The sequence below is a fragment of the Paenibacillus dendrobii genome (assembly GCF_009807035.1).
Lineage (GTDB): Bacteria > Bacillota > Bacilli > Paenibacillales > Paenibacillaceae > Paenibacillus_AQ > Paenibacillus_AQ dendrobii.
Genome location: NZ_WUBI01000001.1, coordinates 127,201 through 140,377 on the forward strand (window position 1 = coordinate 127,201; position 13,177 = coordinate 140,377).

At 55.6% G+C, this 13,177-nt stretch carries 5 protein-coding genes; all 5 read left to right on the plus strand.

What is annotated here, in order from left to right; genetic code table 11:
- Positions 1–64 precede the first annotated feature (64 nt).
- The 5 genes from GRF59_RS00540 (at position 65) to GRF59_RS00560 (ending at position 13,036) form a co-directional block, all read left to right on the plus strand.
- A complete protein-coding gene (locus GRF59_RS00540; protein ID WP_160495737.1) occupies positions 65–2,818 on the plus strand; it encodes an alpha-mannosidase in 2,754 nt (917 codons plus the stop codon).
- Positions 2,819–2,851: 33 nt separating this feature from the next.
- The gene (locus tag GRF59_RS00545; RefSeq protein WP_160495738.1) at positions 2,852–4,063 is read left to right on the plus strand and encodes an enolase C-terminal domain-like protein; all 1,212 of its coding nucleotides are present in this window, start codon (positions 2,852–2,854) and stop codon (positions 4,061–4,063) included.
- 26 nt (positions 4,064–4,089) lie between these two features.
- Positions 4,090–4,950 carry an NAD-dependent epimerase/dehydratase family protein gene (locus tag GRF59_RS00550; protein WP_160495739.1) on the plus strand — a complete coding sequence of 287 codons (861 nt, stop codon included), beginning with the start codon at positions 4,090–4,092 and terminating at the stop codon, positions 4,948–4,950.
- A gap of 459 nt (positions 4,951–5,409) precedes the next feature.
- On the plus strand, positions 5,410–10,986 hold the full coding sequence (locus GRF59_RS00555) for a glycosyl hydrolase family 28-related protein (RefSeq protein WP_160495740.1): 5,577 nt from the start codon (positions 5,410–5,412) through the stop codon (positions 10,984–10,986).
- Positions 10,987–11,353: 367 nt separating this feature from the next.
- A complete protein-coding gene (locus GRF59_RS00560) occupies positions 11,354–13,036 on the plus strand; it encodes a carbohydrate-binding protein (RefSeq protein ID WP_160495741.1) in 1,683 nt (560 codons plus the stop codon).
- Positions 13,037–13,177 lie beyond the last annotated feature (141 nt).

Sequence of the window (13,177 nt, forward strand, 5' to 3'; positions counted from 1 at the left end):
GCGAACAAGCGCATGAACCTGAAAGTGCGCATACGACAACATACAAGATTGGGATGAGATAGAGATGACTTCAAAAACGGCACACATCATAGCGCATTCCCACTGGGATAGAGAGTGGTATTTACCATATGAAACGCACCGGTTGAAACTGGTCCGGTTAATGGAAGATTTAATTGAAACGTTCGAGCGCGACCCCGATTTCGCAAGCTTTCATCTGGACGGTCAATACATTGTACTCGAAGACTATCTCGAAATGATGCCGCATCGGGCGGGGAAAATCCGGTCGCTGGTGGAACAGGGCAAGCTGATTCTCGGCCCGTGGTATATTCTGCAGGATGAGTTTCTGGTCAGCAGCGAAGCGAATGCAAGGAATTTGCTGATCGGCATTCTGGCATCGAAAAACATGGGTGGATATGCGAAAATCGGATACTTTCCCGACTCGTTCGGGAATATGGGGCAGGCGCCGCAGCTCATCAGCCAAGCGGGCATCGACGTGGCCGTGTACGGACGCGGGGTCAAGCCGGTGGGCTTCAACAACGAGATCCAGTCGGGCAATGCCCATACCTCCCAATATTCGGAGATGTATTGGGAATCTCCGGATGGAACCAGGGTCCTGGCCATCTTGTTCGCCAACTGGTACAACAACGGAATGGAAATTCCCGTGGACCGCGAGGCGGCCAAAACATATTGGAAGGAAAAGCTGGCGGCCGCCGAAGCGTTTGCGTCCACGCCGGAACTGCTGTTCATGAACGGCTGCGACCATCAGCCGCTGCAGAAGGACCTGTCGGCAGCGCTGCTCGCGGCGGGAGAGATCATGCCGGACGTGACCTTCCGCCACTCCAGCTTTCCGGAATACATCGAAGCCCTCAGGCAAGCGAAACCGGATGCACTCGACGTCATCCGAGGTGAGCTGCGCAGCCAGTGGACCGACGGCTGGATCACGCTGGTCAACACCGCATCGGCCAGGGTGTACATCAAGCAGGAGAACGTGAAGAGCCAGACGCTGCTGGAAAAAGTGGCGGAGCCGCTCGCGGTCATGGCGTATCTTGGCGGGGGCGAGTATCCGCGCCACGAGCTGCTGTATGCGTGGAAGACGCTGCTGCAAAACCATCCTCACGACAGCATCTGCGGCTGCAGCGTCGATGAAGTGCACCGGGAGATGATGACGCGCTTCGCTAAATCACAGCAGGTGGCCGAATCAATCGCTGCCCAAAGCGCCACGGCGGTGGCAGATGAAGTTGATACATCAGGTTTTGGTTCGCAGGCGCGGCCGTTCGTCGTCTTCAACACGTCCGGTCATCTGCGCTCCGGTGTGGTTCGCGTGACAGTGGACGTGGAGCGCCGGTACTTCGACCATCAGCCTCCGCATGAAAAATATGAGGCGTTCAAAGCGGAATATGCAGATTTTGCTCCGGATGAATGGGCGGTCGTGGACGCTGACGGCAATCAAGTCGAAGCCGTTATCGCCGCGTCGGGTCCCATATTCGGCTATGATCTCCCGGATGATCGGTTCCGACAGCCTTACTGGGTGTATCAGGTGGACGTGGAGCTATATGTCCGGGATGTGCCGCAGATCGGTTATCAAACCTATGCCCTTGTCCGCAAAGATTCACTGCTGCCGAAGACGGAGTCCGATCCAGCCACTGGTAACAGCGTTACCGCCGGCGAAAATGCGATGGAGAACCGTTATGTCCGGATTGAAATCGCGCAGGACGGTTCCTTCACGCTGTCGGATAAAGTGAATGGAAGAAAATACGAAGGGCTTGGCATCTATGAAGATACGGGCGATATCGGAAATGAATACATGTACCGGCAGCCGGACGGAGAAACACCGCTGACGACGGAAGGGCTGGCCGCCGACGTACAGCTGGTGAAGCATACGCCTTTTTCGGCCGTCTACCGGATCGAGCATGTGTGGCATCTGCCACTCGGTGCAGATGAACGTTTGGAGGAAGAAATCCGTTCCATGGTTCCGTTCCGGTATCGGACATCCCGACGGGTCGGCGAGACCGGCGAGTTGAGGATCGTCACAGAGCTCACCCTAGGCAAGGACAGCCGCTCCGTCAGCATCCGCAGCCGCATCGACAACACGGTGAAGGATCATCGCATCCGCATGCTGTTCAAGACCGGGCTTCAAACGGAGCATGTCGTCGCGGACTCTATTTATGAGCTGGCGCGCCGTCCGATTCAGCCCGAAGTTGCTTGGATCAATCCGAGCAATGCCCAGCATCAGAACGCGTTCGTCAGCTTATGTGACGACACGGCGGGCCTTACGGTCGCGAATCAAGGATTGAACGAATACGAAGTCCTTCCGGAGCATAACACTATGGCGGTCACACTTCTTCGCGGCGTCAGGGAACTTGGGGACTGGGGCGTATTCTCAACGCCGGAAGCCCAGTGTCTCGGAAGCCATGTCATGGACATGGAGCTCATATCTCACGATGCCGATATCGTAGCGTCAGGCGCTTATGTAGATGCTTATCAGTTCCCGGTTCCGTGGACGGTACGACAGACGGGCGTCCACCATGGCACGCTGCCCGCAAATCATGCTTTCCTGGAATGGGAAGGCAAGCGCATGGCCTTCAGCGCCTTGAAGCTGGGCGAGGAAAGCGATGACTTGATGCTGCGAGCATTCAACGTATCGCTTGAGCCTGCTACGATGGCGGTTAAGCCTGCGTTCGCGGTGAATGACGGATATGAAAGCACGATCATGGAAGAACGCGGCGAGACGTTGGAGTGGAAGGATGGAGCGGGGTATGAACTGAAACCAGGCCCGGCGAAGATTCAAACGCTCGGCCTGCGGCTGACATCTCGCTAAACGCGATGGAAATTTGGAGGGAGGGAAAATGGCATGGCCAAAATAACGGCAGTACGCTGCATTCGCACAAGACATGACGGAAGCTGGGTCATCGTGAAAGTCATGACCGATCAGGACGGTCTGTACGGGATTGGCTCGGCCAGCGATGTTTACCAACCTGGAGCCGTGGTCAGCATCATTGAGGAGCTATTGGCACCGGTTCTTATCGGCCGAGACGCAAGCCAGATCGAGGATGTATGGCAGACGATGTACACAAGCGGTTATTGGCGCAACGGATCGACACTCCATACCGCTATGGGAGGCATCGATATGGCGCTGTGGGACATTAAGGGCAAGGAAGCCGGCATGCCCGTGTATCAGCTTCTCGGAGGCGCGGTTCGTTCGGCCGTTCCTTGCTATGCACACGCCAACGGAGCGACCTACGAGCAGCTGGAGGAAGAGGTGCATGCCTTCCAAGAACAGGGGTTCGGCGTAATCCGCTGCCAGCTTGGCGGCTACGGCGGGGGCGGGTTCGTCTCGCCCCAAGGCTCGTCGATATTCCCGCCGGCCAACCTGTTCGATGAAGCCAGCTACATCACGGCGATCCCCGACATGTTCGAGAAGCTGCGCGTGCGTTTTGGCATGAATTTGGGCTTTACACATGATGTTCACGAGCACCTGACACCTTCCGGCGCCGTGAGCTTATCCAAAGCACTTGAGCCTTACCGGTTATTCTTCGTGGAGGATTTGCTGCAATCGGAGCATACCTCTTGGTACCGGCGGGTGAAAGAAACGAGCACCACGCCGCAGGCCGTCGGCGAATTGTTTGTGCATCCGCAGGAGTGGCTGCCCCTGGTGCAGGAGCGCTTGATCGACTTTGTACGGATGCGCGTATCCAAGGCAGGCGGAATTACCCCATGCCGCAAGATCGCCGCCGTCTGCGAAGCTTTCGGCGTCCGCACAGCTTGGCAGGAAGGCGGGGAGAACGACCCTGTCAACCAAGTCGCGGCCGCTCATCTGGATATGGCGATCATGAGCTTCGGCGTCCAGGAGATCAACCATTTCCGGTCCGGGGAGAAGGAAGCATTCCCGGGCCATGCGGTTTTGGAAAACGGGCATTTGCATCTAAGCGACAAGCCAGGCCTCGGCATCGATATCGATGAACTTCAGGCCGCAGCCCTGCTCGGGAATCAAGTTTCATTGAAAACATACCATAACCCATACAAGCTGGACCGCAAGCCGGATGGAACATTAATTCGGCCATAAGGTCCGGCTGGAAGGAGGACATGATTGTGAAGCAAATCGTCGTGACCGGCTCGGAAGGAAAGCTTGGGCATTATGTGGTCCAAGAGCTCAACGCAGGAGGGTACAGAGTCATCGGAACGGATTCGCGCCCGCCTAGCGGAAGAAACCGTTATGCCCGATATGTACAGGGGGATTTGACCCAGCTTGGTGAAGTGTACGGCATTTTGGCCGAATCCGATGCGGTGGTTCATTTGGCCGCGGTGCCCAATCCCATCAACTTTTCGCCGGAACGGATTTTCGCCAATAACGTCATGGCAACGTATAACATCCTGGAAGCTGCTTCCAAACTCGGTATCAAGCGCGTTGTGTTTGGATCCAGCGAATCGGCCTATGGTTTCTGTTGGGCAAAACATCCCTTCCCACCGCATATGCTCCCCGTCGACGAGGACCATGTCCTGCTGCCGCAGGAAAGCTACGGCCTGTCCAAGCAGGTTAACGAACAGACCGGTGATATGTTTGCCCGCCGCATGGGCATGGAAATCTACGCGCTTCGGTTCTCCTTGATTCTGGGGCCGGAAGAATACGCCAGAGAGATTGCCGCCTTCGACCAAACTGGAAGACATCACCGCATTTTATGGAGCTACGTCGACGCGCGCGACGCTGCCGCCGCATGCCGGCTTGCGCTGGAAGTAAACGGGCATGGGGAGCCGGAGGCATGTCGCTTGAACATCACATCGAGTGATATCCTGAGCGATGCAAGCGTCAGCGAGCTGGCAGTCAAGTATTATCCGCAGGTGCCATTTCCCGGGCTGGGACCCGAAGAACTTACGGCGTTCGTATCGAACGCAAAAGCGAAGTCGGTCCTGAACTGGGAGCCTGCCCATTCCTGGAGGGACGCCGGCCGATAAGGCCGGTTTTCCCCTCAGGTCCTTTTTGTAAGCAAAAAGGAAGCAAACCGCCTGCGGGAAAGGGGGAGGTGCCGCCGAATTAGAAGCGAAGCAAGCCTAGGGGCTTTACGATGCGAGAGCAAGCATTAAGAAAACAATCTGCTCGTATCGCTAGCCAAAGTACACGAACTGGTAAGTAGAGTAAGCCTAAGTCATCGTTCTTTGGGTGAAGCAAGACCATAGGTACAGGATATGTAATGGAGCAATACTATAGGTACACAATCTGTGACTGAAACAAGCTTTAGGTGTATGAGCTTTAAATGAGGCAATGTTTAAGCGAATGGTCAGGAAATGGTCAGTGCTTTACGTACGTCTGATTTATTATGCTGCAAAATGAAAGCGAATACAAACAGGATTCCACATCGAGGCAGCGTGCTTTCGTGCAGCTTGATCATCGAATCAAGCATGGGAGGTATGATTGTGAACAATCGATTGAGGATTAAGCGTTATATGGCGCAAATGATCGTCATGGCGATGGCCGTTTCTTTATTCTGGATTGCCCCTGTACCGGCAAAGGCAGCCGAGGAAGGCGAAAGCGCTGTGAGAGGAGAACAGCTCCTGCCATCCGAGCCGGTAACGGTAACGGATTCCGTATACATTACGCTCGGCGAAACGCCAGAAGGACAAGGCATGACCGCGCGTCCGGGGGACGGGCCTAAAGTTGGCCTGCAGGTGGGCGACGTGGACGGCAAAACGTACTGGAAGACCAACCAAACGGTCAACCCGAATCAACCGGGAGAGAACATCCTCTATTTTTATTTCGATGTGAATGACGAATTCGTAAGCGATCTTAGCAACCAGGACGTTTGGGTGACGGCCGAATATTATGACCGCGGCAATGGGGACATGGTCCTTCAGTATGATTCCAAGCAATCCGCTTTTAAGGAAGCTCCGCTGTTCTCGTATGAAGATTCGGGGACATGGAAGACGCATACCTTCAAGCTGAGCGACCCTCGCTTCGCGAACCGCTCGAACGATGCGGATTTCCGGATCGGCGTCACCGGCGGCGGAGCGAAGTCACCGAATCCCGAGCTGTACTTGGCGAAGGTGACCGTGACGAAGCAGCCTCGCGAACCGTCGGGGATCGAGACCAAGGCCTACGATACGGCATACCCGACGGCCGATATTGTTATCGCCGACCGCAGCGTGAAGGATTATGGGGCCAAAGGGGATGGAAGCACGGATGACACCCGGGCATTCCAAGAGGCGCTGGCAGAGGCCGGAAGCCAGGGCGGAGGTGTCGTATTCGTGCCGGAAGGCACGTACAAGCTCACAAGCGAGCTCATCGTGCCGACGGGGGTTACGCTCCGCGGCGACTGGACGAATCCGGAATCGCAGGGCGGCAAGGTTCTGGGAACCGTTCTTGCCGTTCGTACGGGCGAGGGCCGGGAAACGGGAGCGAGCTTCATCAAGTTGCAGCCTTCCAGCGGCGTGACGAACCTGTCAATCTGGTACCCGGAACAGAATGCTTCAAGTCCGATTCCTTATCCGTGGACGATCGAGCAGCTTCCCGGCGACAGCGCAACCGTCAAGAACGTCACGCTGGTCAACGCCTATCAGGGCATTAAAATTGGACCGGACTGGAACGAGCTGCATTACGTCAAGAACCTCTACGGTACTACGCTGAAGACGGGCATCTTTCTCGATTTCACGACGGATATCGGCAGGCTGGAGGGGATTCACCTTTCCCCGGATCTATGGTCCGGATCGGGCCTCGCAGGATCGCCGGAACGCGGCGAACTGCATGAATACATGACGAGTCACGCCGAAGGCATCGTGATGGGCCGCTCCGACTGGGAATACATGTCGGACATCCATATTTCCGGATATGAAACGGGTTTACGGATGACGACAAGAACCGGAAGCCTTGAATCGGCAAACGCCCAATTGTATAAGATTCAGATCGAGGACTGTCATATCGCCCTCAAGATCGAAGGCGTTAATAATTACGGCTTGCTGATAACGGACAGCCGGTTCGATGCCGACGCCGGACCGCATCCGGTTGCCGTTTATGCGACGCAAGGTTTTAACTCCATCGTTCAGTTCAACGGCGTTACGGTAGGCGGACATCCCGATCAGGCGGTTCTGAACGAAGGCAGCGGAACCTTATCTTTCGAAAACAGCACGTTCGAAAACTGGGGGGACGGCAGCGAAGACTATGCGATCGTCACACGTGGCGGATCGTTGATTCTGGGCGCATCCAGCTTCGCCAAATCCGAACGGCATCTCTTACTTGAAGGAAATGTCGGAACGATAAACTCGATCAACTCGGGATATGAAGGCAAATTGTCCGTGACCAACCACAGCAAATCGACGGACCTGAATATCCGGCAAGATGATAAATTCGTGCTGGAAAGCCTTCCGGACGTGCCTTCCGTGGATATTGCACAGCAACCCAAACCTGCGGGACGAGGATTGTTCAATGTGGTGAATGCTCCTTACTCCGCCGATCCGTCCGGAAACGAGGATGCCTCCCAGGCGATCCAGCAGGCTTTGAACGATGCCGGTGACAAAGGCGGAGGCACGGTGTATATGCCGGCTGGGACCTACCGGGTCGAGCAACCGCTCGTTGTGCCGACCGGCGTGGAATTGCGCGGCAATTTCGACGTTCCGCATCATACGATCGGCGGAGGTACGGTTATTTTTACGAAATATGGGGAAAACGAACCCGATGCCGAGGCTTTTATTCAATTGAAAACGGCGGCAGGACTTCGCGGAATATCCGTTTATTACGATCATCAGTCGTGGACCGAGGCCAATCCGGTCAAGCCGTACCCATGGACTGTCCAAGGCCAGGGAAAGGACGTCTACCTGATCGATACCACGCTGGTCAATCCTTATCAGGCCGTCGATTTTGGAACATATGATACGAGCGGACATTACATCGATTACGTGGCAGGTTCTCCGCTGAAGGAAGGAATCTACCTGGGCGGGGGAGCGCGGGGCGGATATATGCGGAACGTCCAATTCAATCCTCATTATTACGGGCGCAGCAATTACCCGAACCATCCTGCCACCAGCGCAGATTCCGACAGGGTCTGGAATTACCAGAAGGACAATCTGGATGCTTTCCGCATCGGCAACGTGAAACAGGAGACCGTCTTTAACACGTTCGTCTTCGGTTCGAAGTTCGGCATTCATTTCGAAGGACAAGACGGGCAAGGCCCTGAAGCCGTCGTGATCGGCCATGGCACGGACGGAAGCAAAAAAGGAGCCGTGCTGGAGGGCGCGGATAACGCGGGACTCCAGTTCATCAACACGGAGCTGGTCTCGATCAGCACCACCGACAAAGTATATGTCGAGGTTGGCAAAGACTTCAAATCCAAAGCGGTGTTTTTCAATTCTTCGATGTGGGGCGATACGAACCGTTCCTTCGACATCTACGGAGGCAACGTGCGGATTCAGCAGGCCAATTTCACCAAAGTCGGCGACATCGGCATTAACGCCGTCGGCGGTAATGTCGGACTATACGACTCGTACTTCCAGCAGTCCCAAACGACCCATGTGTATGCCGGACAGGGAATCGACAAGCTGGTTGTTTCTAACAACCTGGCTAGCGGGGGACTCCAAATACAGAACGATGCACCGGGCAAAGTGTCGGGGAGCAATCTCTATCCGATCGCGCTGAAGCTGGAGAAGGCGTCTCTCGATCCTTCGCGGCCGGAAGATACCGGTACGGTGCTGGCGATTACCAATGCGGCGGGAGATCGAACACTGAAGGGACAGATCGAATGGGTCAGTCCCGGCATGTATAAGGAATCGCTGAAGCCGATTCGTTTCGAGAATCTGAAAGTCGGTGAAACGCGGAGCATCGCCATTCCTTACTTATCGGCCGATGCGCTGAAGTTCAGAGTTGCGCTGGACGGCGGAGATCGTTACGAAGCCTCGGTCAAGCTGTCCCAGGCCTTTGCATCGCGGAGTGAGACCCCGGATCATACGCCTTCAATTGAAGTTTCCGGTCCGGAGCACTACTACAGTGTTGGCGGAAGCTGGGGAGGCGCCGATGATCTCAGCCTCGCTTCCAAGATCACATGGGATGATAACAACTTATACGTCAACGTGGACGTCAAGGACAACGTCCATAGCCAGACGTATACCAACGGCGACATATGGCAAGGCGACAGCCTGCAGGTCGGCATCGATTTGGCGAAGCAAGACGGCGGGGCCAGCCGACAAGTGAATGAGCTAGGCTTTGCCTTGAACCAGGACGGCAGCGTGACAAAGTGGAGATGGCGAGCTCCGGATGGAATCACGGCAGGCCCGATGGAATCCGCCCAAGCCGTCATCACCCGCGACGAAGCGGCCAAGGTGACGCATTATAAGCTGACCCTGCCGTTTCAAGCGCTTCATGGCGCCGGATACGATGTCCACCCCGACCAACCAATCGGACTTGCGCTGCTTGTCAATGAAAATGACGGGGAAGGCCGGTCGGGATTTATGGAGTATAACGGAGGCATCGGAACGAGCAAGGATGCCGGATTATTCGGTAATTTGTACCTGCTTAAGGACGATTTCTTGACGCTGCTGGAAAAATCCGCCCAAGCCAGCGTGCAGTCGGCGGAGCAAAAGAAAGACGTCAGCACCTTCGATGCGGCTGCCAATTTCGTGCTCCTGCTGCCGGATGGCGCGCTGAAAACATCCTTGCAAGCCCGGCTCGCTGCCATCGGTTCGGTACCTGGGACGGATCAAGGCGGCGGGGACCATTCGGGAGGATCGGGATCGAATGCCGGAGGGAGTTACGGTTCCGGCTCCGGTTCGGCAGGGAGCGGAACAGCGGGCGGAAGCCCCAATCCTGGCCAGAATCCATCCGGAAAAGATGCCTTGACGTTATCGCCGGTTTTGGATCCAGCGTCGAAACTGGCGTCCGTCCGGCTGAGCAGCAAGGAAGCGGAACAGGCATTTAGCGGAATCCAAACAGGCAAGGACGGAAAGAAAAAATTAATCGTTCAATTGAATGCTGTCGCCGGGGCCGAAGGGTATGCCCTAGAGCTGCCTTCGGAGCTGGTTGCGGAAAAGCCAGCAACGCAATCGCTGGAAATTCGCACGGAATGGGGAAACCTGTGGATTCCGGGCGACCTGCTGGCAGCGTCCAAGGAGCAGCTTGGCGAATCCATTGTCTTGAAAGTCATCAAGGCAAACCTGGCGGCATCGGGTAAGGATGCCTTGACCCTATTCGGCAAAAGACCGGCGATCTCGCTGCAGCTTGGAACCGCCAAGGGAGCAGCTGTGCAATGGATGAATGCGGAATCGCCGATCATGGTCATGCTGCCATATCAGCCGAGTTCCGCCGAAATGAAGAATCCGGAGAAGCTTGTCGTTCGACTGGCGGGAGAACAAGGAACATATTCGCCGGTTCCAAGCGGTAAATACGTCCAAACTTCGGGGCAGATCGTATTCAAGGCCTGGCAGTCTGGAGTGTACGCCGTTGGGTACGATGAACGTACGTTCCAGGATATCGGGAACCTTGCATGGGCCCGTCAGTCCATCGAAGCTTTGGCGGTGAAAGGGATCGTCCACGGCGTATCGGAATCCGCGTATCAACCTCAAGCGCAGATCCGTCGAGGGGATTTTGCCCTTTTGCTGGTCCAAGCTTTCGAATTCAACCGGAATCGCGCCCAAAGTACGGGGCAGTTTGCGGATGTGCCGCAGGATGCTTATTATGGTCAGGCTGTCGGTATGGCTAGAGAACTCGGGATCGTTCAGGGGGAAGGAAACCTCTTTTTGCCTGATGCCCCGATCAAGAGGGAAGATGCTGCCGCGATGATCTACCGCGCGATGAATGCGGCAGGGATTCAGCCGGCTGCGGCAAACGGTGCGGCTTCTGCTGACGGATTTGCCGACGCCGATGCCATCGAAGTCTATGCCCGCGAAGCTGTTCAAGCTTTGGCGGATGCGAAGTTGCTGCAAGGTGACGGCGGCAAGTTCAATCCCAAAGATCCGATCACTAGGGCGGAGACGGCGGTACTGATCTACCGTTTGTACACTCTGCTGCCTTAGGGCAAGGCAAGCTTGCATCACATGCCTGTGCAAAGCATCGTTTTCGAGCGATCGTGCACAGGCTTTTTTTGCGCCCAGCTTTCGGCAATGACCCCAGGATGGCGATGAAGCAGCAAGACGTGCATTTTCTTTTCAAAAGGCCTGCATAGTTTAACATCGCCTCATGGTAGGCGAACGCCCGCCAAACGTATGCTAGGAGAGTGGAGAGAGACAAGAGATAAATTCAAATGAAGGGAGGGACGCATTCTTGAATCGCTCCGGCAGTCCAAATCCAGATGTGGAAACCGGGGCCGCCAAGTCAGCATGAAAACGAACACGCGCAAGAGGCGCGCATCCAACGGCTTAACAGTATAAGGAGGAAAATAACATGTCCATTTCGCCAGTCCGAAAACATCTCGCCCAGGCTCTGTCCGCGGTGATACTGCTGATCATGCTGCTGTCGTTATTCCCCGGCGCGGTCCATGCGGCTTCGGCTTTCGGTCAAACGCCGGCTTCAAGCTTCAGCTCGCAATCCGGCATTCAATTGGAGAACTCCACTGAAGGCGGACAGAATGTCGCCTTCATCGATAACGGCGATTATATCGCATTTTCGAACGTGGATTTCGGAAGCGGCGCTTCCTCCATCGATGTGAGAGTGGCCAGCAATAACAACGGAGGGCAGATCGAGGCGCGCCTGGACAGCCTGACCGGAACGCTGATCAGCACGGTTACGGTACCGGGCACGGGCGGCTGGCAGTCCTGGGTGACCCGGTCGGCATCTGTAAGCTCAGCGAGCGGGGTGCACACGCTGTATTTGAAATTTACCGGCGGAACGGGCAACCTGTTTAACGTGCTGTGGTTTAAGTTCAATGCGGGTTCATCCGGTGACGGAGACGTCGTGGGCCATCTCTTTGCCGGCTACCAAGGCTGGTTCAATGCTGCGGGAGACGGTTCCCCGAACGGGGGGTGGGTGCATTGGTCCAAGAACAGCAACGCTCCGTCCGCGAGCGGAAACGTGAATTTCGAGCTTTATCCGGATACGCGCGAATATTCGAAGCTTTATCAGACGGATCTGGCCAACTTAGGCAACGGCAGCCCGGCCAAGCTGTTTTCCTCGTACGATCAGGAAACGGTGAACAAGCATTTTGAATGGATGAAAACCTATAACATCGACGGCGCGGCATTGCAGCGGTTCGGGGCTGACGAAAGCGATGCGCCGAACGGCTGGAAGACCAACCGGGACAGCGTCGCCGTCAAAGCCAAAAACGCAGCCGAGGCATACAATCGCAAGTTTTACGTGATGTATGACATCACGGGGATGAATGCGGGAAACTGGGTCAACGCCGTCAAACATGACTGGTCGTCGAATGTGGTCAACGCCATGCACCTGACCTCTTCCCCGGCCTATGCCAAACAGAATGGAAAAATAGCGGTCTGCATTTGGGGGATCGGTTTTACGGACCGTCCGGGTACAGCTGCGGAATCCGCCGAGCTGATCCAATGGTTCAAAAATCAGGGCGTGTACGTGATCGGAGGCGTCCCAACTTATTGGAGAACCGGAAACAATGATTCTAAACCGGATTTCATGAATGTCTACAAATCGCTCGACATGATCTCCCCTTGGTCGGTCGCACGGTTCGGCACGCTTCAGAGCGCAGACAATTTCAAGAAAAATACGCTGGAGCCGGATTTCGCCTTTACCCAGCAAAACGGCATCGCGTATCAGCCGGTCATTTGGCCCGGATCGGCCTGGTCGAACATGACCGGCGGACCGCGGAACGAAAACCCCCGCCTGCACGGCGATTTCATGTGGAGGCAGGCTTATAACATCAAGAGCACCGGGATTCAGACGGGATACATCGCGATGTTCGACGAGTATGATGAAGGCACAGCCATCGCCAAAATGGCAGAGAACAGCTCCATGATTCCGACGAATCAGTATTTCCTCACACTGGACGCGGACGGAGTCTCGGTCTCGTCGGACTTTTACCTGCGGCTTGCCGGCGACATCAACCGGTTGTTTAAAGGCCAAATCCCACTCACGGCCGAACATCCGACAAGCCATCGTTAATCATTAGAACGCATCCAAAAAGCCTGTGCAAAATCGCTGAAGCGATCCGCTGCACAGGCTTTTTTTGCGTCGTTACATGCTGCTCAACACTGCCCGTCGCTTTCCGGAGTCATGAGGCAGGCATGCGGGATCGTGACACGC

Excerpts from the sequence above, each read along its gene's own strand:
- GRF59_RS00540 (WP_160495737.1), top strand. The coding sequence starts at position 65 with ATGACTTCAAAAACGGCACACATCATAGCGCATTCCCACTGGGATAGA.
- GRF59_RS00545 (WP_160495738.1), top strand. The coding sequence starts at position 2,852 with ATGGCCAAAATAACGGCAGTACGCTGCATTCGCACAAGACATGACGGA.
- GRF59_RS00560 (WP_160495741.1), top strand. The coding sequence starts at position 11,354 with ATGTCCATTTCGCCAGTCCGAAAACATCTCGCCCAGGCTCTGTCCGCG.